Annotated in this window: 22 protein-coding genes; 5 read left to right on the top strand and 17 right to left on the bottom strand. The window is 62.2% G+C overall.

What is annotated here, in order from left to right; translation table 11 throughout:
- Nucleotides 1-13: 13 nt before the first annotated feature.
- From OLZ32_RS14770 to OLZ32_RS14730, 9 genes are all read right to left on the bottom strand, one after another.
- On the bottom strand, nt 14-1,093 hold the full coding sequence (locus OLZ32_RS14770) for a DUF1513 domain-containing protein (RefSeq protein ID WP_264399657.1): 1,080 nt from the start codon (nt 1,091-1,093) through the stop codon (nt 14-16).
- A gap of 4 nt (nt 1,094-1,097) precedes the next feature.
- Entirely contained in the window at nt 1,098-2,198 is a 1,101-nt protein-coding gene (locus OLZ32_RS14765; protein WP_264421575.1) for an imelysin family protein, read from the bottom strand.
- On the bottom strand, nt 2,198-3,934 hold the full coding sequence (locus OLZ32_RS14760) for a di-heme oxidoreductase family protein (RefSeq protein WP_264421573.1): 1,737 nt from the start codon (nt 3,932-3,934) through the stop codon (nt 2,198-2,200). The genes OLZ32_RS14765 and OLZ32_RS14760 overlap by 1 nt, the downstream gene beginning before the upstream one ends.
- A gap of 47 nt (nt 3,935-3,981) precedes the next feature.
- On the bottom strand, nt 3,982-5,259 hold the full coding sequence (locus tag OLZ32_RS14755) for an imelysin family protein (protein ID WP_003544713.1): 1,278 nt from the start codon (nt 5,257-5,259) through the stop codon (nt 3,982-3,984).
- A 282-nt stretch (nt 5,260-5,541) separates the two neighbouring features.
- Entirely contained in the window at nt 5,542-6,831 is a 1,290-nt protein-coding gene (locus OLZ32_RS14750; protein WP_264421571.1) for an RsmB/NOP family class I SAM-dependent RNA methyltransferase, read from the bottom strand.
- 144 nt (nt 6,832-6,975) lie between these two features.
- Complete coding sequence (locus tag OLZ32_RS14745; protein ID WP_264421569.1) at nt 6,976-7,338, bottom strand: septal ring lytic transglycosylase RlpA family protein; 363 nt, start codon at nt 7,336-7,338, stop codon at nt 6,976-6,978.
- Nucleotides 7,339-7,747: 409 nt separating this feature from the next.
- Nucleotides 7,748-8,617 carry an SDR family oxidoreductase gene (locus OLZ32_RS14740; RefSeq protein ID WP_264421567.1) on the bottom strand — a complete coding sequence of 290 codons (870 nt, stop codon included), beginning with the start codon at nt 8,615-8,617 and terminating at the stop codon, nt 7,748-7,750.
- Nucleotides 8,617-9,774 (bottom strand): tRNA epoxyqueuosine(34) reductase QueG, encoded by a 1,158-nt coding sequence (gene queG / locus OLZ32_RS14735; protein ID WP_264421565.1) that lies wholly within the window; start codon nt 9,772-9,774, stop codon nt 8,617-8,619. The genes OLZ32_RS14740 and queG overlap by 1 nt, the downstream gene beginning before the upstream one ends.
- Nucleotides 9,775-9,786: 12 nt before the next feature.
- Nucleotides 9,787-10,479 (bottom strand): glutathione S-transferase family protein, encoded by a 693-nt coding sequence (locus OLZ32_RS14730; RefSeq protein WP_011650131.1) that lies wholly within the window; start codon nt 10,477-10,479, stop codon nt 9,787-9,789.
- Nucleotides 10,480-10,709: 230 nt separating this feature from the next.
- Between OLZ32_RS14730 and OLZ32_RS14725 the strand changes: the two genes are divergently transcribed.
- On the top strand, nt 10,710-11,507 hold the full coding sequence (locus OLZ32_RS14725) for an undecaprenyl-diphosphate phosphatase (RefSeq protein ID WP_264421562.1): 798 nt from the start codon (nt 10,710-10,712) through the stop codon (nt 11,505-11,507).
- A gap of 243 nt (nt 11,508-11,750) precedes the next feature.
- Here the strand turns inward: OLZ32_RS14725 and OLZ32_RS14720 are convergent, their stop codons facing one another.
- From OLZ32_RS14720 to dnaN, 8 genes are all read right to left on the bottom strand, one after another.
- Nucleotides 11,751-11,903, bottom strand: coding sequence for a hypothetical protein (locus OLZ32_RS14720; RefSeq protein WP_003544729.1), 153 nt, complete (start codon nt 11,901-11,903; stop codon nt 11,751-11,753).
- A gap of 303 nt (nt 11,904-12,206) precedes the next feature.
- Entirely contained in the window at nt 12,207-13,187 is a 981-nt protein-coding gene (locus OLZ32_RS14715; protein ID WP_264399649.1) for a complex I NDUFA9 subunit family protein, read from the bottom strand.
- A gap of 113 nt (nt 13,188-13,300) precedes the next feature.
- Nucleotides 13,301-13,588 (bottom strand): DUF1330 domain-containing protein, encoded by a 288-nt coding sequence (locus tag OLZ32_RS14710; RefSeq protein WP_017990037.1) that lies wholly within the window; start codon nt 13,586-13,588, stop codon nt 13,301-13,303.
- Nucleotides 13,589-13,614: 26 nt separating this feature from the next.
- Entirely contained in the window at nt 13,615-14,322 is a 708-nt protein-coding gene (pyrF, locus tag OLZ32_RS14705; RefSeq protein WP_264421559.1) for an orotidine-5'-phosphate decarboxylase, read from the bottom strand.
- A gap of 6 nt (nt 14,323-14,328) precedes the next feature.
- The gene (locus OLZ32_RS14700; protein ID WP_264421558.1) at nt 14,329-14,910 is read right to left on the bottom strand and encodes a histidine phosphatase family protein; all 582 of its coding nucleotides are present in this window, start codon (nt 14,908-14,910) and stop codon (nt 14,329-14,331) included.
- A 1-nt stretch (nt 14,911) separates the two neighbouring features.
- Nucleotides 14,912-15,511, bottom strand: coding sequence for a phospholipid N-methyltransferase PmtA (pmtA, locus tag OLZ32_RS14695; protein WP_017990040.1), 600 nt, complete (start codon nt 15,509-15,511; stop codon nt 14,912-14,914).
- A 95-nt stretch (nt 15,512-15,606) separates the two neighbouring features.
- Nucleotides 15,607-16,518: a DUF72 domain-containing protein gene (locus OLZ32_RS14690; RefSeq protein ID WP_264421555.1), complete on the bottom strand. Its 912-nt coding sequence runs from the start codon at nt 16,516-16,518 to the stop codon at nt 15,607-15,609.
- Between the two features lie 54 nt (nt 16,519-16,572).
- Nucleotides 16,573-17,691, bottom strand: coding sequence for a DNA polymerase III subunit beta (dnaN, locus tag OLZ32_RS14685; RefSeq protein ID WP_264421553.1), 1,119 nt, complete (start codon nt 17,689-17,691; stop codon nt 16,573-16,575).
- Between the two features lie 93 nt (nt 17,692-17,784).
- On the opposite strand from dnaN, the gene OLZ32_RS14680 reads away from it, so the two are divergent.
- From OLZ32_RS14680 to OLZ32_RS14665, 4 genes are all read left to right on the top strand, one after another.
- A complete protein-coding gene (locus OLZ32_RS14680; RefSeq protein ID WP_264421551.1) occupies nt 17,785-17,958 on the top strand; it encodes a methyltransferase in 174 nt (57 codons plus the stop codon).
- On the top strand, nt 17,951-18,868 hold the full coding sequence (rsmI, locus tag OLZ32_RS14675) for a 16S rRNA (cytidine(1402)-2'-O)-methyltransferase (RefSeq protein WP_264421549.1): 918 nt from the start codon (nt 17,951-17,953) through the stop codon (nt 18,866-18,868). The genes OLZ32_RS14680 and rsmI overlap by 8 nt, the downstream gene beginning before the upstream one ends.
- Nucleotides 18,858-19,226: a YraN family protein gene (locus OLZ32_RS14670; RefSeq protein ID WP_264421546.1), complete on the top strand. Its 369-nt coding sequence runs from the start codon at nt 18,858-18,860 to the stop codon at nt 19,224-19,226. Before rsmI ends, OLZ32_RS14670 begins: the two co-directional genes overlap by 11 nt.
- A 115-nt stretch (nt 19,227-19,341) precedes the next feature.
- Nucleotides 19,342-19,845 carry a cupin domain-containing protein gene (locus OLZ32_RS14665; protein ID WP_264421544.1) on the top strand — a complete coding sequence of 168 codons (504 nt, stop codon included), beginning with the start codon at nt 19,342-19,344 and terminating at the stop codon, nt 19,843-19,845.
- The last annotated feature ends 34 nt before the right edge of the window (nt 19,846-19,879 follow it).

Here is a 19,879-nt window from a genome sequence, read left to right as displayed (position 1 = left end):
GCGCTTCTCTGATTTAGATCCGCACGATGTGCTGATCCCAGGCGACGTCGCTGCGGGTCGACAGAAAATCGCCGTCATAGGAGGAGACGGCAAAGCCGCTTCTGGCCGGGGCGATGCCCGCCGCATCCGGAACGGAAGTCTCAGCCAGCATCTTGCCCGTCCTTGCGTCGATGGTCACCGAGGCGCCGCCCTTCGGCGAGGTGATGCCGACGAGACCTTCGCTGCGATTGACGGCGATCGCCCCGACGTAATTGGCGAGCCGGCGCGTCGTCTCCTCCGGCAGGTCGATGAAGGAAAGATCCTCCCCCTTGGCGAAATGGCCGACAAGCGGCGGCAAATCCTTGCGGTGGCCTTCATACTGGCAGGCGAACCAGATGCGGCCCGCGCCATCGAGATCGACATGGCGGGTGGAGAGTTCTGCCCATTCCGCCGGCAGCACATGTTTTTCGACCAGCGCGCCGGTCGCCGCATCGATCAGCGCCAGCGACGGCTGCATCTCTCCGAGATTGAGCTTGGTGCGGCCGAAATCCGGATGCGTCTCGATGCCGCCATTGGCAACGATCAGCAGGCGTCCGTCGTCGGAAACGGTCATGTCGTGCGGACCGATGCCGTAGGTCTCGAATTCGCCGATGCGGGTGAGGCGGTCGGTGGCGTCGTAGAGGCCGATCATGCCGCGATTACCGTCGAAGTCGTTCTCGCTGGCGTAGAGCAAACGGCCGTCAGGAGAGAAGGCGCCGTGGCCGTAGAAATGCCGGTCTTCCCTGGAGCTGATGACGATCGGCTCGCTTTTGTTCCAGGGATCGAAGATCATCGCATAGGTGCCGGGCCGGCGTGCAAAGGCGACAGTCTTGCCGGTACTGGCGCTGAAGGCCATGCCGTGGGCGCGGGCGGGAAGCGCCACCTGATCGACGATCTCGCCGCGCTCGGTCACGGTCGCAATGGCAAAGGAGCCGTCGGCGGCCCGAATGCCCGAGGCATAGACCGCATCGGCCCGCTCCAGCGCCATCAGCGACCTTGGCGTCAAGGTGGCGAGGAAGCCGAGCCCCGCCGCCTTGACGAAGCTGCGTCGGTTGATCGCGGCGCTTTGCATCATCGTCTCAGTCTCCGTCCGAAAAGGAAAAGCCGGCCGAAAGGCCGATGGCTGCGCCATATTCGTCGCTGATCCGGGTGATCAGGTCGCGGCTGTCGGCAAGCAGCGTATCGAGCTTGGCCTTCTCCGCATCGCTGGTGGCGACGTCGATATCGGGATTGAGCTTCGGCACGCTGTCGAGCAGCGATTTGAAGTCCTCGTCGATCGAGGCGGCGATCGGCTGCTTGTCCGGCGGCAGAAGCTCGGCCATGCCGGCCTTCTGCCAGAGCGTGCGCAGGCCCTCCAGATTGGCGGCCATCGATTTCCAGGTGTTCCTGGAGCGCCAGTAGATCGCCATGCGCGGCCGCGGCGCGGTGTCCTTGCCCTTGTAGAACTGCTCCAGCCGCTGGTCGCGGACATTCTCCGCACCATGGACGAGAATGCCGAGCAACGCGGTCACCGCTTCCTTATTGTCCATGAAATCGTTGCTCTGCGGGCCTGGATGTTTCCAGCTCGCCTGCACGCCGTCGGGCTTTTCCCAGGCGGCGACGACTTCGCCGGCTTCACGCTGGATATTGCCGGCGACCGCCTCGCCGTAAAGGCAGCGGAAGCCGTTTTTCTGCCCGACGAGATCGTTGGAGCCATTGCCGTAGAGCACGTATTCCAGCGCCGTCAGGCCTTGCAGCGCAACACTCTTGCCGGCGATCGCATCGACCGTCGCATCCTTCGGATCGGCCTTGGCGATCAGCGCCTGCACCTGCTTGAGGCCGACGCCCTTGCGGTCGGGATAAAACAGGATGTGCTCGAAGAGATTGTCCTGGATGACGGGTCCGGTCTGGACGATCTCGATGATCGACCAGTAGCGGATCGTATCGTCGAAGGCGGATTTCGCCTTGTCGAGCGTCTGCTGCGTACCGTCGGCGCAAAGATCCTTCATCGCTGTCGTCAGCCGGGCGGCCGATTGCTGCATGTTGCGATAGCCGGGACGGATCACTTCGTCGACGGCGCGCTGCATGACGGCGGGAACGGCATCCTCGTTCAGCCCTGCCGGGGGAGTGGCCGTCTGGGCGGCCGCGGATGTGGCGAGGCCGATCAGAGTAAGGCAGAGCAGGGGGTGCCAAAGGCGCATCAAAGTGACTCCAGGAATGTAATCAAGGCCGCCCTGTCGTCCTTCGGCAGGGAGGAGAAAGCGTTGCGGGCTTTTTCAGCTTCGCCGCCATGCCAGAGGATCGCTTCGGTGAGATCACGCGCACGGCCGTCATGCAGGAAAAAGCTGTGTCCGCTGACTGTCCGGGTCAGTCCTATACCCCATAGCGGCGGCGTGCGCCATTCACGTCCGCTTGCAAGGCCGACCTGCTGCCCGTCGGCAAGCCCGTCACCCATGTCGTGCAGAAGAAAGTCGGAATAGGGCCAGATCAGCTGGAACGACTGCGCTTTGTCGGGCGTATCCCGCCGGGTAACGAATTTCGGCACGTGGCAGGAAATGCAGCCGCTTTCGTAGAAGATCCGCTTGCCCTGCAGCGTCTCGGGGAAACTCGCCTTGCGCCGTGCCGGAACGGCAAGATTTCCGGAATAGAAGGTGACGAGGTCGAGAATGGGACCCGGCGCTTCTTCCGCGCCCAGCCGTTGCTGCACGCCGGTCGGCATATCAAGGCATTGCACTTCCGCCTTGGTGCAATCGCCCTGCGCATCCGGGTGATCGGGCGTCGAGATGCCGATATCATTGGCGAAGGCATCGGCACTCTGGTCGCGCACCGTGGCGTTCTGCGCCTTCCAGCCGAGGCGGCCAAGGGCGATCTTGCCGCTGCGGTGGTCGCGCACGACCGCCGCCTTGCCGGAGATGCCGTCGCCGTCGGCATCATCCGGATCGGCATGGGCAAGGATATCGGCCTCGGGAATGGCCTCGATCAGTCCGAGGCCGATCATCGCCGAGGCGACACGCGGCGAAATCGTCGTCGCGGGATCGAGCGGCCCATAGCCAAGGTTCGTCACCGCATAACTCGGCCGGCGCAGCGACACGGTCTCTCCGTCGCCGAGCCTCACCCTCTCTTCGCTGTAGCTGATCGCCATCTTGCCTTCGGCGGCAAGCCCGGGAACGGCGAGGTCCTGCAACTGATGGCCGTAGACCGGATCGGGAAAATTGACGACATCGGCACGCGCAACCGCCTTTTCTTCCTCCGGTGTCGTGGCGGCGCGGGAAAGCCGCAGGAACATCGAGGTGGCGCTCAGGCCCCCCTCCGGCGGTTTGCCGCGGCCGTCATTGACATGGCAGCTCATGCAGGAGCGGGCGTTGAACAGCGGCCCGAGACCATCGGAAGCCTGCGTCGAGGAGGGAGAGGACACCCAGAGCTTGCGGAAAAGCGCATTGCCGAGCTTGAAATTCTGCTCTTCCTCGAAAGGGATGTTGGCCGAAATATGCGAGAAGCTGTCCTCGGTGACGGGGTCGATCGAGGTCGTCGCACCGGCCTGCATGGCTTCGTATTGTTCGGCCTTGGAAAAATCTGCTGTCGGCCGGGTGACGTCGGCGACGCGTTTCAGATCGGCCTCGGAGAGGTCGGTGCGTTTCGTCGGCAGATCGAAACCGGCGGCGATGGCTGCGGGCGGGCCTGCAAGAGTGGCGAAGGCGGCGATACGGATGGATAGGCGAAGTTTTGATAAGAGGCGATGATCCCAAGCGGCAAACTCAACGGTGCCGGCGCGCGCTTCCCTCTCTGCTCCCTCATTCCTGTGCTCGTCACAGGAATCCAGTGCGCCCAAGTCCTTGGGCGCAGAAGACTCCCCTTTGACCGAGTCATTCACGGCGCCGACGCGCCGTGGCTGGATTCTTGTGACGAGCACAGGAATGAGGGAGGCAATAGATGGCATTTCAGGGTCCGGGCCGCTCCGGCTTTCGAAGCGGCCCGCCTTTTTGCTTATTTGAAGACGGCGTTAGGATTATCCAAGCTGTCGGAACCTTCAAGCTGAACCGTGCCGAGATCGAGTGCGGCAATAACGCGCTGCACCGATTTCGTCTGGTCGATCAGCCCGTCGATAGCGGCCTGAACGACGGCGTTGCCTTCCTTGTTGCCTTCGCCGATCATCTGATCGTACTTTTCGACGGTCTCGCCGCGCTTTGCCATGGCATTCATCGCATCGAGCGTCTTGTTGAGCTTGCCTTCAACTTCGGCATCGAGCGCCTTGTCCTTGGCGGCCACCAGATCGTGCAGCGACGGGCCGCTGAGCTTGGTGCCGTCGACGCGGGTATAGTTGCCGGTATAGGCGGCAGCGATGCCGATCGCGTCGTTGAGATGCGAGTTGTAGGTATTGTCCGAGAAGCAATCATGCTCTTCTTCCGGATCGTGCAGCAGCAGGCCGAGCTTCATGCGCTCGCCGGCAAGCTCGCCGTAGGAAAGCGAACCCATGCCCGTCAGGATCGCGACGAGGCCGGCCTTCGGATCGGCTTCGACATTCTTCGTCGCAGCGCCATCCGGCTTCCAGTTGTCGGTCATTTCCTGCAGGTCGGAAACGAGCAGGGTGGAGGCGGACTTCAGATATTCGGCGCGGCGGTCACAATTGCCGTGCGTGCAATTCTTGAGGTCGTAATCGGTTGCCGGACGATCGCCGGCACCAGGCCCCGTGCCGTTCAGATCCTGACCCCAAAGCAGGAATTCGATGGCGTGATAGCCGGTCGCGACATTGGCTTCGATGCCGCCGGCCTCGGCCAGCGTGCCGGAGAGGAATTCCGGCGTCAGCTTGGAGGCGTCGACATCCTTGCCGTCGATCTTGATCGTCTTGTTGGCGATGACATTTGCCACATAGAGAGAATTTTCGTCGCTCTCGGTGCCGTAGGAGGCATCGACATAGTCGATCAGGCCTTCATCGAGCGGCCACGCGTTGACCTTGCCTTCCCAGTCGTCGACGATCGGATTGCCGAAGCGATAGACTTCCGTCTGCTGGTAGGGGACACGCGCCTTGATCCAGGCGTCCCTGGCCGCCTTGAGCGTCGCGTCGGTCGGCGCCTTCAGGAAGGCGTCGATCGCGGCATCGAGCGCCTTGGCCGTCGTCAGCGAGTCCTCGTATTTCGCATGCGCCACATCGGCATAGTGTTTCACCACGCTAGCAGCATCGGTCTCGGCGTACGCGGGAAGGGCGAGCAGGGCGGCGGGGGCGATCGCCAGCACGGCTGCGCGGAATTTGCGGTTGAGCTTCATGATCCTCTCCTGTGACGGATTTTCCGTCTACCGCATCGGCCCGAAAATCGGAATCGATTTTCGGAAAGCACGATGCGTCGATTCAAAGTGTTACAGCGTCCTTTGCGCGTCTGATAAGACGCGCGGCGCTGTAATCGGGCTTCGTCTCTTCGCGCAAAAGCAAACTGGTGTCAAACACTCTAGTTTGGAATGATTTTAAGAATGGACAGCGTGGCTAACCGGTCATTTTTGAACGGCATTTGCTTGAAAACCGGCAGTTGCGGAGGCCTCCGCTAAATCGCGTCAGCCCTTCCGCTGCATGCGGCAGAAGAAGAAGCCGTCGGTATCGGTGGAGGCGGGCGTCAGCGTCACCGTCAGGCCGTCGGACGAATGCGGACGCGGGGCATCTTTCCCGAAGAGCTGATCCCAGGCGGGCAGGGCGCTGACGATCTGAAAATCAGGATTGTCAGCCGTGAAGCGGCGTGCCTGTTCCTCGTTTTCCTGAGGCAGGACCGAACAGGTCACATAGATCAGATCGCCGCCGGATTTGACGAAGCCGCTCGCCTGCGCCAGCGCGTCCTGCTGCTGGGCGGTGCGCTCGTCGAGGTTCTTCGCCGTCAGCCGCCACTTCGTATCGGGGCGGCGGCGCCACGTGCCGGTGCCGGTGCAGGGTGCGTCGACCAGCACCTTGTCGCAGCGTCCGGCAAGGGCGGAGAGCGCCCTGGCGTCGTCATGCACCTGGACATTGCGTGTGCCCGCCCGCTTCAGCCGCTCGATGATCGGCGCCAGCCGTTTGCGGTCGGCGTCATAGGCGTGAACCTGTCCCTTGTTCTGCATGGCGGCCGCCATGGCGAGCGTCTTGCCGCCGCCGCCGGCGCAATAGTCGAGAACCTGTTCGCCATCATGGGCGAGCACGAGGTCGGCGACGATCTGCGATCCCTCATCCTGAACTTCGAACCAACCTTTTTGGAACGAAAGCTCGGCAGTCACGTTGGGAAGACGCGAGGCGCCTTCGCCAGCGGCAATCCGGATGCCGTAGCGGGCGATCTTCGCTGCATGCGCGTTGGCTCTTTCGAGCGCCTTGACGACCTTGTCGCGGGAGGCTTTGAGCAGGTTGGCGCGCAGATCGAGCGTCGGTCGGGCGGCGAGTGCCTGTGCCTCGGCGAGCCAGCCGGCGCCGAAGGCCTGTTCGAAGGAGGGTTGGACCCATTCTGGAATATCACCGCGGATATGCGGCGGCGCATCGTCGAGCGAGCGGCTTTGAAAGGCAGAGACGGCGTCGGCTGAAAGTGGCGCCGGCGCAAACTTGTCGTCCGCCAGCTCAGTGGCAAGACGGTCAGGTGAAAAACCCCATTGGCGGAACATGACGCCATGGGCAATGGCCGCAGCACTGTCGTCATCCATCAGCCAGGCGTGGGAAAGCCGCATGCGCAGTGCGTCATAGACGATGTTGCCGATCGCAGCACGATCGCCGGAGCCGGCGAAGCGGTGCGCGAGGCCCCAGTCCTTCAGCGCGTCGGCGACGGGCCGCTTGCGGGCATCGATGTCCGCGAGCACAGAAATCGCCCCTTCGAGGCGGCCGCCCAGACGCATTCACATGTCTCCTATTGCCGTGGCGTGGGAACGATCAGCGCAAACGCGAGTGTCACGCAGTCAATTGTTCACAAGTCTCAACCGGGTGGTAACCGCGATTGACGGCAAGAGCAAGCGCCGCTTCCGGCGCAGTCAGTGGTGGCCTCAGCTGACGACTTGGTAGCAGACCTTCGCAGTGCCGGAGCTTACCATGCCGATATTCTGCGCGGCGGCGCGCGACAGGTCGATCACACGACCACGGATGAACGGACCACGATCGTTGATGCGAACGATGACGGTGCGGCCATTGTTGCGGTTGGTGACCTTCACCTTGGTGCCGAAAGCAAGCGAACGATGTGCGGCAGTCAAGATGGCAGGGTTCATACGTTCCCCGGAAGCAGTTTTGGAGCGAAGTGCGTACCATGAAGCACCGCCACAGCCATTGCCAGCAAAACCCTCTGCCGGAAGCATGGAAGAACAGGCTACAATAGTTACAGCGGCGATAATAGAACGACGTAATTTCTTCAAAACAGAGTATCCCTCAACTATTGAACTCACGCCCTTGCAGGCGGCGGGGCTTAAATCTGTGAAAAAGTGGCGAAAAAGTGCCGAGTCAGTTCACGGAATATTACAATCTGTAACATTCGTGAGTGTGGTGTCGGGATTTCAGGAATGCGCGCCGCGCGCAAACGTGGAAAAAACCTAATAAAATCAGCTAAAATCCGAACGAATTTTCCGAAGGGATAGTTAACGCCGCGGCGTTCACGAAAATCGCGAAAATATTTTTCCGATTTCGCCATATTTACTGCCACATTTGGGCAAATTCAAAGGCCGTTAACCATAAGATGCGGCGAAAATTGTCCGGCCAAAGCGCGAAAGTAGGAATTTCCTACTCATTTTGGGTGAACGTATCCGTCGCAAACAGGACTGAGTTCTACTACCCCCGCCAGCGTCCATCCCGCCACAATTGCGCAAGCGACATAGGATAGTTCGGGAAGGAGAATGCGAAGCCGGCGGCCTTCAGTTTCGCATTCGAAACCCGTTTGTTTTCGCCGTAGAAAGTGCGCGCCATCGGCGTCAATTCGGCGGTTTCGAACGCCTGCTCCGGCGGCGGGTCGACGCCCATCAGGCGGGCTGCCTCGACGATCACATCCTGCGGCGGGCCGGGCCGGTCGTCGGTGACATTATAGATGCCGCCGAGGCCGCGCTCCGACAGGAAACGTGTCGCCGTACCAATATCCTCGACGCGGATGCGGTTGAACACCTGGTCCTTCTTGATCAGCCGTCGCGCCGTGCCCTTGTCCAGATTGCAGAAGGCGTTGCGTCCCGGCCCATAGATGCCGGAAAGGCGAAGCACCGCCGCCGGCACGCTGCGCTCCCGGCCCATAGCCAACCAGCCCTCTTCCGCCTCGAGCCGCTCGGTCGACCGCCCGGAAACCGGCAGGCACGGCGTTTCCTCACTCACCCAGGCGCCCTGGTGATCGCCATAGACGCCGACGGTGGAGAGATAACCGATCCATTCGAGCTTCGGCAGCAGGCGTGCGCCGTCTTTACCGAGCAGCCGCAGCAGCGGGTCGGCCTTTCCAGGGGCGATCGACTGCACCAGATGAGTGACGCCATCCAAAGCCTGGCGCAGCCCCTCTTCCATGCTCTCCCCGTCGAAAAGGAATGCTTCGATGCCGTTCCGGCGGAGCGTGTCCATCTTGTCAGGTGAGCGCGTGGTGCCGGAAACGCGCACGCCGTTGCCGGTAAAGGCCTTGGCGATTGCCGTGCCGGAATAACCGCAGCCAAAAATCATCACATGCATCAGCCCGCTCCCGCCAATCGCCATTCGTTCAGGACGTCGTCATCCCTCTCATCCGCCCTTTGTGCGGCAAGGGCCGCAAATTCGCCAGCCTCCATCAGCCGCGAAAGCGCCCAGACCGCCATGCCGCGCACCACGGGCGAGGGATCGTCCGAAAGCAGGCGAGATGGCCCGATGAGCGCCTTGTCGCCGGAATTGCCGGCGGCGATCAACACGTTGCGGACGAAACGGTCGCGGCCGATCCGCTTCACCGGCGAGCCGCTGAAAAAGGCGCGGAAGGCGGCATCGTCGAGCGTCAGCAGAAAGGCGATCGACGGCTCCTTCAGATCTTCCCGCGCCTTGAGCTTCATCTCGGAGGCGGAGCTTGCGAACTTGTTCCACGGACAGGCGGCAAGACAGTCGTCGCAGCCATAGATGCGATTGCCGATCAGCCCGCGCAAATCGGCGTCGATCGGTCCCTTGTGCTCGATGGTGAGATAGGAGATGCAGCGCCGTGCGTCGATCTGGTAAGGCGCCGGGAAGGCAGCCGTCGGACAGATGTCGAGGCAGGCGCGGCAGGAGCCGCAATGATCGGCCTCGGCTGCGTCGACTACAAGATCCGCGGTGGTGAACATCGTACCGAGGAACAGCCAGGAGCCATGAATGCGGCTGACGAGATTGGTGTGTTTGCCCTGCCAGCCGATCCCGGCTGCCTCAGCCAGCGGTTTCTCCATGACCGGCGCCGTATCGACGAAGACCTTCACATCGGCGCCCGCCCGCGCCGCAAAGCGCGTGGCGATCTCCTTCAGCCGGCCCTTGATGACGTCGTGATAATCGCGGTTGCGGGCATAGACCGAAATCGCTGCCTTGTCCGGCTTGTCGAGGATAGCGCGGGGATCTTCTTCCGGCGCGTAATTGAGGCCGAAGACGACGACGGAGCGCACCTCGCTCCAGAGCGTGCGGGGATCGCCGCGCCGGTCGCGCGTCTCCGCCATCCAGTCCATCGTCCCGTGACGCCCGGCATCGATGAACTGGCCGAGACGCTCCTTCGCTTCAGGGATCGCGTCCGGGCGCGTGATGCGGCAGAGATCGAAGCCCTTGGCGGCAGATTCCGCCCGGACGAACTCGGTCAAATTGTCGCGGCGGCGGTGCTCTTTGTCGTCATTGTCAGGTTCGGGCATGAAGAGCCCTCGTCAGAAATCCAGATCGGCATAGTGTGAAACCGGTGTCAGGCCGCGCACGCGCTCGGTCAGCATCGGCCGGAAGGACGGACGCGACTTCAGCCGCTGGTACCAGTCCTTGACGACCGGCGAATCCGCCCACTCGATCTCGCCGAGATAGTCGAGGATCGAGATTGAGGCCGCGGCGGCAAGGTCGGCATAGCTCATCCGCTCGCCCGCCAGCCACTGACGCGAGCCGGCAAGCCAGGTGAGGTAGCGCATATGCTGACGGATATTCGCGCGGGCCGTGCGCAGAATCTTCGAATCCGGCGCGCCGCCGCCCTGATCGGCGGTCATCTGCAACTTATAGACACGCTCGCGGGCGAGCGGCTTGGTCACATCGTTTTCCATCTTCTGCATGAACCATTCGGTCAGCCGGCGGATTTCCGCCCGCTGGAAAGGGTCTTCGGCGAGCAGCCGCCGGTCGCGCTTCAAGACACCATGCGTCTCGTCCAGATATTCGGAAATGACGCTCGCGCCGCAAAGCGCGCGCATGCTGTCGTCCACATAGACCGGCAGCGTGCCGGCCGGGTTGAGCGCCAGGAAATCCCGGCGTTTCTCCCATGTCTGCTCTTCGATCAGATCCGCCTGATAGCCGTATTCCGCCAGGATCAGCCGGACGAAGCGAGATGCGGATGACATGGGATGATGATAAAGCGTGGGCATCGATACTCGGGCTTTGTGATTGCTGTTACAGGACTGTGTGGCAGCTCGATTATAGCGCCCTAGTCATGACTCATTGGTTGAAGCTATAGGAGTTTGGCCCCGCCAATACAAGCGAATCGGATTTTACGCCATCTGACAATGGCGAAACACGGTCTAACGAATGATTGGAAACGGCGGCCTGAGCGACCCAAGCGTTCAGGCGCGGCCGAACTTTAAACCGGAGACAATGTATGGATTATATAAGTGCTGTCATTCTCGGTATCATAGAGGGGATCACCGAGTTTCTACCGATCTCGAGCACCGGCCACCTGATCATTGCGGAGCAATGGCTCGGACATCGGTCGGACATGTTCAACATCGTCATCCAGGCAGGCGCCATCCTCGCCGTCACCATCATTTACTGGCGTCGTCTGGTGGATCTGGTGCTTGGCTGGCGCGACCCGGTCAATCGCGATTATGCCGCCAAGCTGATCGTCGCCTTTCTCATCACCGCCATTCTCGGACTGGTCGTCAAGAAGCTCGGCTTTGAACTGCCGGAGACTGCAACGCCGATTGCCTGGGCGCTCATCATCGGCGGTATCTGGATGATCTTTGCCGAATGGGCTGCCGCCCGCAGGCCGCCGCATAAAGAGATCACCTGGCTTGTCGCCATCCTGGTCGGTATCGCCCAGATCGTTGCCGGCGTCTTCCCGGGAACGTCGCGCTCCGGCGCCACGATCTTCGTCGCCATGCTGGCAGGCACGGGCAACCGCGCCGCGGCGACCGAGTTTGCCTTTCTCGTCGGCATTCCCACAATGTACGCGGCCAGCGCCTATGAATTGCTGAAGACTTTCAGGGATGGCGGAGCGGCAGGCGAAGACTGGACGGCGCTCGGCATCGCCTTCGTTGTCTCCACCGTAGTCGCTTTCATCGCGGTCAAATGGCTGCTGGCCTATATCAGGAGCAACCGGTTTACCCTGTTTGCCATCTACCGCATCATTCTCGGTGTTTTGCTGCTCGGCATGGCCGCGACCGGCTTGATTGCCTGAGACATCCGTCCCGCATTGCATTCGCGCAACTCCCGGCGCGAATGCAATTGCCCCGTCGGACCGCACAAACAGGCACCCGATTACCGGCAAGGCGCCGAATTTTTCAGTTAGTCATTGAGGGGATACGCTCCCACCGCCGCTTTGAAGCAGGCGAAACTGAGCGATGATCTAGAAGCGCCCTGTATCAGGCGTTCCGATCGGCTGCTTGTCTGGGCAAGATGCCGGCGCAGGACCGGCCTTTCGTCAATGGATGATCGAAGCCGTCGAGCAAGGATCGACGCCGTAGGCCGGCGAGCAATCGCCCTTTACCGCCGCGACCGAACCGGGCGCAACGAAAGAGCCTGCAAGGATAACCAGCGCCGCACACGCAAACAGGAGCGCGATTGACTTGCCCATTGAGAAATGCCTTTCACAGTGATTGCCGCACGCGACCGAAGGTGTTGAGTCCGTTGGAAGACGCGCGGGTTTGGTAGTCAGTGGAATGACAAATAGCAATAATCGTTCCTGCTAAATTTGGCGTTAATTCCACAAAATTCCCGATGCGTCTTTTATGCAACGCTGCTGAATATGCCGAGCACCAGAACACTTCAAACTTGCGCCGGGCTTTGCGGGACACGGCAACACCAAAAGGCCGCCCGCGGCATCCGCAGGCGGCCAAGTCTCATCGTCTGGAAAAGCCCTCATCGTCTGGAAAAAGTCTCAGGCGGCCTTGCCGGTGCCGGTGTATTGGCCGTGCGGACGATAGTGCACCAGATAGGAGCCGAGCACCGATGCCACCATCGTGGGCGCGATGCCGAGGCCCTTCAGCGTTCGGCCCTCCGCCTCGGCTTCTCGGGAGACGACATTGTCGCGCTTCAGCATGCGCACCTGGTCCGGCGTGATCGGCGGCGTTATGAAGGGGACCAGCGAAGCGATGCTGCCGATCATCGAAGCGATGCCGAAGGGCAGGGATACCAGCGGGTTCTTGCGGCACGTTACCTTCAGCATCGTCTCGAGACATTCGCGGAAGCTCAGCACCTCAGGCCCGCCAAGCTCATAGACCTTGCCGCCGGCGACCTTGCCGTCGACGGCGCGGGCGACGGCCTCGGCGATATCCTCGACATAGACAGGCTGGAATTTCGTCTTGCCGCCGCCAATAAGCGGCAGGATCGGCGACATGCGCGCCATCTCGGCGAATTTGTTGAAGAAGCTGTCCTCCGGTCCGAAGACGATCGATGGACGGAAGATAACCGCATCGGGCTTGACCGAGAGGATGGCCGTTTCGGCGCGGCCTTTGGTGCGGCCATAGTCGGAATCGGACTTCGCGTCGGCGCCGATCGCCGAAATATGCGTCAGCGTCGCACCTGCGCCGCGCGCCGCTTCGGCAATCGCACGAGCGCCGAATTCCTGCACGGCGTCGAAAGTGTTGCGGCCGGTCTCATGCAGAATGCCGACGCAGTTGACGACGTGGCTCGCGCCGTCGACAGCGCGGTCGATCGAGCTGCGATAGCGCAGGTTCGCCTGCACGAAGGAAATCTGGCCGACATTGCCGAGCGGCTGCAGGAAGCCGGCAAGATCGGGACGGCGCACGGCGACGCGGATGTTGTAGCCGCGCTTGGCCAGCGCCCGAACCACGTGCCTGCCCACGAAGCCGGACCCTCCGAACACGGTGACGAGCGGCGGCAGGTTGGCAAGGGTCATGGCAGGCTCCTCGAAAGGCTTTGCGGGATGCTGAATTGGCTCTCGTCTTAGCCGAATCCCGGCGCGACGGGAAGGCCCATCACGCCGTCAGTTTGTTAGGATGTGACCGCGCTCTAGACGCCTTCGACGACCACCATTTCCGCATCCGCGACTTCCTGGCGGATTTTCGCGGCGATCTGGTATTCCGGCGAATTATAGCAGTCGACCGCATGCTGCATCGAAGGGAATTCGATCACCACGTTGCGGACGCGCGCCTTGCCCTCGAGCTCGGTAAAGGCGCCGCCGCGCGCCAGGAAATTCGCGCCATATTTTTCGAAGGCCGGCTTGGCCGCCGTCACGTAATCCTTGTAGCGCTCGGCATCGCGAACGTCGACGCGGGCGATCCAGTATCCTTTGGCCATGGTCTTTTCCTTTACAGTGAACCCTGTCAGCGATTTGCCGGCCAGAGTGCGCTCACCATCTCGCTGAGGATCGCGCGGGCGGCATCTCGGGGATCCGGCGCTTTGACGACAGGCCGGCCGACGACGAGATGCGTCGCTCCCGCCTTCAGCGCGTCGAAAGGCGTCATCACCCGCTTCTGATCGCCCCTGTCGCTGCCGGTTGGCCGAATGCCGGGGGTGACGATCGCCATTTCGGGTCCAACAATCTCGCGCACCGCAGCCGCTTCCTCCGCCGAGCAGACGATACCGCCCATGCCGGCCGCTCGCGCCTGTTCGGCGCGGCGCAGCACCAGGCTGTGCGGATCCTGGCTATAGCCGGCATCGGCAAGGTCACCGGCATCCATCGAGGTCAGCACGGTCACGCCGAGCAGGCAGAGGCCGGAGCCGGCCGCGGCCTCGACCGCCGCCTTCATGGCTTTCGGATAGGCATGCAGCGTCAGCATCGACATGCCCATCTTGGCGATGTTCTCGACGCCGGAGGCGACGGTGTTGTCGATGTCGAGCAGCTTCATGTCGAGAAAGATCTTCTTGCCGCTGGCGGCAAGATCGCGGGCGAATTCCAGGCCGCCGGCAAAGACCAGCTGATAGCCGATCTTGTAGAAGAGAATGTCGTCGCCGAGCGTGGAAACCAGTCTTTCCGCCTCGCCGATCGTTGGAACATCCAGGCCGACGATCAACCGCTCGCGTGTGTCCATCTGAAATCACCCCTGCCAGTCTTCGATGGGCGTCCAGTCGCATGTTAGGCGCCGATCCGCAAGACCGAAAGCATAGAGATTGCCGCCACCGCCCGGCTGGTCGCGGTCGCGCGCGATCGGGCTGCCCGCCAGATGGCATTTGAGCAGCGTGCCGACGCCGCCATGGCCGACAAAGGCGATCGGCGCCGTCGCATCATGCGTGGCGAGAACGGCGTTAACAGCCTTGACGATGCGGGCCTGCGCGTCGACGGCGCGCTCCCAGCCCTTGAAGCTCTGCTCCGGATGGGCAAAGAACCAGTTTGCTGCTTCTTCGAATTGCGGCGGCGGCAGGAAGCCGGTGGCCGTGCGGTCGTTCTCGTGCATGGCGTGGACGATCTCCACGGTCACACCGGAAGCTTTCGCCAGGATTTCGGCCGTCTCGATCGCCTTGGTCTCGTCGCTGGAAACGATGCGCCGCAATTGCCTCGCCCAGCCGCTCTCTGCCGCTTTGCGGGCGCGCGCCGCGCCGACATCGGAAAGTCCCCATTTCGGCACCGGCACGTTGGCGTCGATCCTGACCTGCGGATGAGTGATGTAGATCCCGAACATCTCAGCCGCGCTTATAGATCCAGAGCTGCGCCGGCGGAATGTTGCGCATGACGAAGTCGAAATGCTGGATATGGTAGCGGTCGGGATTGGCGGCGATCGGCGAGATCGCGCCGTAGGAAATCTGCACCATCGGCCGGCCGGCCGGCAGTCGATCGAGCAGGCTTTCGAGCAGCGAAATGCGCTTCGCCATCGGGAAATTCAGCAGCGGAATGCCCGAGACGACGGAATCGAAGGTGAGACCGCTGAAATTGCCAAGGGTGGCCTGAAGATCGAAGGCATCGCCGTTGATGAAGTGCACGCCGGGATAGGTCCGCTGCAGATGTTTATGAAAATCCGTCGAATATTCGATTGCGACGAGATTTTCCGGACGGACGCCGCGGCCGAGAATGGCCTTGGTGATAGCGCCCGTGCCCGGTCCGAGTTCAAGCACCGGCAGCCCGGAATGGATATCGACAACGCTTGCCATGCGCTTGGCCGTGATCGAGGAGGTCGGCACGATCGAGCCCACCGTCTTCGGCCCCTGCATCATGCCCCGGAAGAAGCGGATCTCGTCGTCGAACCTCTTCCCGAACCGTTCCTTCACCTTGACCCGTAAGCTCATTCTCCACCCATCCGCATGTTGATCGAATGCCTTAATATGCCGCTTGTCGCTTAAGGGACAAGGATTTTCGCAACAAGGACATCGGCATCAACAGTTCATGCAGCTCTAGGCGCTGAACGAGGCATGAGATCGGCGAGCTTTTCGCTCAAATGATCGGCGTCGACAGGGGCGCGCAGCTTCACATCGGTATTGTCGAAATAGAGATAGACGTCGCGGCCCTTGTTGCGCGCCGGTAGGGGCGCCAGCACCCGCGGCGCATCCTCACGTTCTCCGCCGCTCGCCCAGGCGCGGATGCGTTGCGCCCATATGTCGAGTGCTTCGTCCTCATAGCCGCTGACATAGAGCTTTTCGGAGCCATGCAGGCGGCAATAGACGAAATCGGCAGTGATATCCATCAGCAGCGGCCATTTCACCGTATCGGCGCAGACGAGAGCGACCTTGTGCCGCCTGAGCATCTCGATGAAGACGGGTGAGCGGAAGCTCTCGTGGCGGATCTCCAGTGCATGGCGGATCGGCTGGTGCCTGTCGCAATTAAGCCAGGCCGGTCCCTTGATATGCCAGTCGTGCCGTTTCGCAAGCGCTATCGCCGCGTCGCGGTCGTGCGGCAGCAGCGACAAAAAGCTTTCGAAAAGGGATGGGTCGAAGACCATGTTCGGCGGGAATTGCCAGAGGATCGGCCCGAGCTTGGGGCCAAGCCGCAGCAGGCCGGAAGCGAGGAAATTGGCGAGCGCCGTCTCGATATCCTGCAGCCGCAGCATATGGGTGATGAAGCGCGGTCCCTTGACCGCGAAGACGAAATCCTCCGGCGTTTCCTCGCGCCAGCGGCCGAAGCTTTCGGGTCGCTGCAATCCGTAGAAAGTGCCGTTGATCTCGATCGACCGGAAGTGCCGGGCGGCGTAGGAAAGCTCCTGCTTCTGCGGCAGGTCCTTCGGGTAGAATTGGCCGCGCCAGGGCGCATAGGTCCAGCCGGATATGCCGATGCGCACCGCTCCCGTCTTTTTCACCATGGGATCCTCCGTTTTGACAGGAGGAAAAACGGCAGCGGGCGGCCTTCGTTCCGGTCAAACGCGCATCGGCATCAGCACGTAGAGCGCATCGTCGCCCGCCGTGTCGCGGATCAGCGTCGGCGAGCCGGCATCGGCAAGCAGGAAGATCGCTTCCTCGCCGGAAAGCTGGGCGGTGATGTCGAGCAAGTATTTGGCGTTGAAGCCGATTTCCATCGCATCCGTGTCGTAGCCGACGGCGACCTCTTCCGTCGCGCTGCCGGAATCGGGATTGTTGACGGTCAGCATCAGCTGCCCCTCGGAAAGCGCCAGCTTGACGGCGCGGCCGCGCTCGGAGGAGATGGTCGAGACGCGGTCGACGGCCTGTGCGAAACTCGTGCAGTCGACGCGCATTTCCTTGTCGTTGCCTGTCGGGATGACGCGCTGATAATCCGGGAAGGTGCCGTCGATCAGTTTCGAGGTCATGACGATCGAGCCGATCGTCAGCCGGATCTTGGCGTCGGAGACCTCGACGGTCACCATCACCTCGGGATTGTCGACCAGCTTCTGCAGCTCGCCGACCGTCTTGCGCGGAATGATGATGCCGGGCATGCCTTCGGAGCCGGAGGGTGCGTCGACATCGGCGCGCGCCAGCCGGTGGCCGTCGGTCGCAACCGCCCGGAGTTTCAGCTGGCCGTTGCTCTCGATCGTGTGGAAAAAGATGCCGTTGAGATAATAACGCGTCTCTTCCGTCGAGATCGCAAACTGCGTGCGGTCGATCAGCATTTTCAGATCGGCCGCCTTCAGCTTGAAGGAATGCGTGAAGGTACCGGCGGTCAAGTCCGGGAAGTCCGATTCCGGCAGGCACTGCAGTGAGAATTTCGAGCGGCCGGACTGCACGGTCATCGAGCCGCCATCGCTGCTGGTGGCAAGCAGCACTTCCGAGCCGTCGGAAAGCTTGCGCACGATGTCGTAGAGAAGATGCGCGGGAACGGTGGTGGCGCCGGGCTGCTCGACGCTAGCAGGGGTCGCCTCGGTGATTTCGAGGTCGAGGTCGGTCGCCTTCATATCGAGCTTCTGGCCATCGGCTTTGAGCAATACGTTGGACAGGATCGGGATCGTGTTGCGACGTTCGACCACGCGGTGGACGTGGTTCAGCGATTTCAACAGGTTTGACCGCTCAATAGTAATACGCATGGGATGCTACCGCTTTCGACCGTGACTGTCCGGGCGCGTCGAGCACCCGAAGAATGCTGTCCCGGCTTGATGCCGGGGGAGTGGACGGGCAAAATGGCAGACTTCAGCATTGCTTTGCAAGAGGCATGGACGCCGGCGCCCCTGCATTTGCGGTTTTCCAGAGCAATGCTCACAGAAATCCGAACCCTTGCCGAAGTGGTGCGGCTCGCCCATAAGGGTTCGATGCCGGCGACGATCCGGTGGGACGAAAGCAAATGGCATGAATGAGGAAACCACAGCGGACGCCGCCAGCCGGCGAAGCTTCCGCCTGCACAATGCAACAGTGCCGGCGCGGCCGGTGGAGCCGGCGCTCTATCTCGTCGCCACCCCCATCGGCAATCTCGGCGACATCACGCTGCGGGCGCTGGAAACGCTGGCCGGCGCCGATGTGCTTGCCTGCGAGGATACGCGCGTCACCCGCGTGCTGCTCGACCGCTACGGCATCCACAACCGCCCCTTTGCCTATCATGAGCACAATGCCGACGAAGCTGGCCCAAGGCTGCTGCAGGCGCTCGAAGCCGGGCGATCGGTGGCGCTGGTTTCCGATGCCGGCACGCCGCTGGTCTCCGATCCCGGTTATCGGCTGGCGCAGCAGGCGATAGCGGCAGGTTACCGCGTCATTCCCATTCCCGGCGCCTCCGCGCCGCTTGCAGCCCTTGTCGGCTCCGGCCTGCCGAACGATGCTTTCCTTTTCGCCGGTTTCCTGCCGGCCAAGGACAAGGCCCGCCGCGACCGCCTCGGTGAACTTGCCGCAGTACCCGCAACGCTGATCTTCTTTGAATCGCCGCATCGCATCGGCGCAACGCTTCTGGCCGCCGCCGATGTGCTCGGGCCTACTCGGCCCGCCTCCGTCTGCCGCGAGCTGACCAAGACCTATGAGGAGTTCCGCCGCGGCACGCTTGCCGACCTTGCCGCGCATTATCAGCAGGTGGAAAACGTCAAGGGTGAGATCGTCCTCGTGATCGGTCCGCCGGAGCCGGTCGAGACGGATGAGGCCGATGTCGAAGCCATGCTGGCCGACCTGTCGAAGTCGATGCCGACGGCCGGCGCCGCGACCGAGGCGGCCCGCCTCACCGGCCTGCCGCGCAAGGTGCTCTACCAGCGCCTGCTGGAGATCAAGAACGCCGATGGGCGATAGCGATCTCACCGCCATTAGAAGGAAGGCGCTGCGCCGGGGCCGCATGTCGGAATATCTCGCGGCCGCCTTCCTGATGCTGAAGGGCTACCGCATCCTGGCTCTGCGCCACCGCACCCGGCTCGGCGAGATCGACATCATCGCCCGCAAGGGCGATCTCGCCGTCTTCGTCGAGGTCAAGGCCCGCCACGGCGAGGCCGCGGCGGTCGATGCCGTCTCTGTCGCCGCGCAGAAGCGGATACGGGCGGCAAGCGATCTCTGGCTCGCCCGCCAGAGGGATCAGGCCCTGCTTTCCCAGCGTTATGATATCGTCGCGATCATGCCGGGCCGGCTGCCGCGGCACTTTCCGGATGCCTTCTGACCTCTTTCGATCCATCGGAATTCCGGATCGTTAAAATTTTAGTTCCCGCTTGAACCAGGTCCTTACGACTCTCTGCTATCCCGTCACGGCAGGGGTAACAATTGGGGGTTGTTTCATGGCCTGGAAGCTGATGCTTGCAAGTGCGGTCGCCATGGCCGCGCGCTCGGTGCCGTATGCCGTGGCGAAGCCGGCCGGAAAATCCTTCGTCGCGCATGCGAGCGATCTGCTGCCGCTGAAATCCACGCCGATCAATCCGGACTGGATCGTCAGCGGCAATCCGCAGGCCCGCACCGCCGAACATTCGCGCGGCCATGACGAGGCCGCGCTGACGGCGATCTGGGATTGCACGGCGGGCGAATTCCGCTGGTATTTCGGCTGGGACGAGACGGTGATGATCCTCGAAGGCGAGGTCCATATCACCGCCGAGGACGGCACCGAACGAACCCTCAGCGCCGGCGACGTCGCCTTTTTCGCCGGGGGAACCTGGGCGAGCTGGCGGGTCGACAATTACGTCCGCAAGGTCGCCTTCCTGCGCAAGCCCTTCCCGAAGCCGTTGGCGATCGCCTATCGCCTCCGCAACATGCTGCGCAACAACGGCAACCAGGGCATCGCCGCCTGAACGCCCCGCGTTGAGGCGCCGGAAGCCCTTGATT

Source organism: Rhizobium acaciae (assembly GCF_025941625.1).
GTDB classification, from domain to species: domain Bacteria; phylum Pseudomonadota; class Alphaproteobacteria; order Rhizobiales; family Rhizobiaceae; genus Rhizobium; species Rhizobium acaciae.
Note: the sequence above shows the minus strand (reverse complement) of the source record. Positions and strands in the feature narration are given on the sequence as shown.

Excerpts from the sequence above, each read along its gene's own strand:
- OLZ32_RS14770 (WP_264399657.1), bottom strand. The coding sequence starts at position 1,093 with ATGATGCAAAGCGCCGCGATCAACCGACGCAGCTTCGTCAAGGCGGCG.
- OLZ32_RS14765 (WP_264421575.1), bottom strand. The coding sequence starts at position 2,198 with ATGCGCCTTTGGCACCCCCTGCTCTGCCTTACTCTGATCGGCCTCGCC.
- OLZ32_RS14760 (WP_264421573.1), bottom strand. The coding sequence starts at position 3,934 with ATGCCATCTATTGCCTCCCTCATTCCTGTGCTCGTCACAAGAATCCAG.
- OLZ32_RS14755 (WP_003544713.1), bottom strand. The coding sequence starts at position 5,259 with ATGAAGCTCAACCGCAAATTCCGCGCAGCCGTGCTGGCGATCGCCCCC.
- OLZ32_RS14750 (WP_264421571.1), bottom strand. The coding sequence starts at position 6,831 with ATGCGTCTGGGCGGCCGCCTCGAAGGGGCGATTTCTGTGCTCGCGGAC.
- OLZ32_RS14740 (WP_264421567.1), bottom strand. The coding sequence starts at position 8,617 with ATGCATGTGATGATTTTTGGCTGCGGTTATTCCGGCACGGCAATCGCC.
- queG (WP_264421565.1), bottom strand. The coding sequence starts at position 9,774 with ATGCCCGAACCTGACAATGACGACAAAGAGCACCGCCGCCGCGACAAT.
- OLZ32_RS14730 (WP_011650131.1), bottom strand. The coding sequence starts at position 10,479 with ATGCCCACGCTTTATCATCATCCCATGTCATCCGCATCTCGCTTCGTC.
- OLZ32_RS14725 (WP_264421562.1), top strand. The coding sequence starts at position 10,710 with ATGGATTATATAAGTGCTGTCATTCTCGGTATCATAGAGGGGATCACC.
- OLZ32_RS14720 (WP_003544729.1), bottom strand. The coding sequence starts at position 11,903 with ATGGGCAAGTCAATCGCGCTCCTGTTTGCGTGTGCGGCGCTGGTTATC.
- OLZ32_RS14715 (WP_264399649.1), bottom strand. The coding sequence starts at position 13,187 with ATGACCCTTGCCAACCTGCCGCCGCTCGTCACCGTGTTCGGAGGGTCC.
- OLZ32_RS14710 (WP_017990037.1), bottom strand. The coding sequence starts at position 13,588 with ATGGCCAAAGGATACTGGATCGCCCGCGTCGACGTTCGCGATGCCGAG.
- pyrF (WP_264421559.1), bottom strand. The coding sequence starts at position 14,322 with ATGGACACACGCGAGCGGTTGATCGTCGGCCTGGATGTTCCAACGATC.
- OLZ32_RS14700 (WP_264421558.1), bottom strand. The coding sequence starts at position 14,910 with ATGTTCGGGATCTACATCACTCATCCGCAGGTCAGGATCGACGCCAAC.
- pmtA (WP_017990040.1), bottom strand. The coding sequence starts at position 15,511 with ATGAGCTTACGGGTCAAGGTGAAGGAACGGTTCGGGAAGAGGTTCGAC.
- OLZ32_RS14690 (WP_264421555.1), bottom strand. The coding sequence starts at position 16,518 with ATGGTGAAAAAGACGGGAGCGGTGCGCATCGGCATATCCGGCTGGACC.
- dnaN (WP_264421553.1), bottom strand. The coding sequence starts at position 17,691 with ATGCGTATTACTATTGAGCGGTCAAACCTGTTGAAATCGCTGAACCAC.
- OLZ32_RS14680 (WP_264421551.1), top strand. The coding sequence starts at position 17,785 with ATGGCAGACTTCAGCATTGCTTTGCAAGAGGCATGGACGCCGGCGCCC.
- rsmI (WP_264421549.1), top strand. The coding sequence starts at position 17,951 with ATGAATGAGGAAACCACAGCGGACGCCGCCAGCCGGCGAAGCTTCCGC.
- OLZ32_RS14670 (WP_264421546.1), top strand. The coding sequence starts at position 18,858 with ATGGGCGATAGCGATCTCACCGCCATTAGAAGGAAGGCGCTGCGCCGG.
- OLZ32_RS14665 (WP_264421544.1), top strand. The coding sequence starts at position 19,342 with ATGGCCTGGAAGCTGATGCTTGCAAGTGCGGTCGCCATGGCCGCGCGC.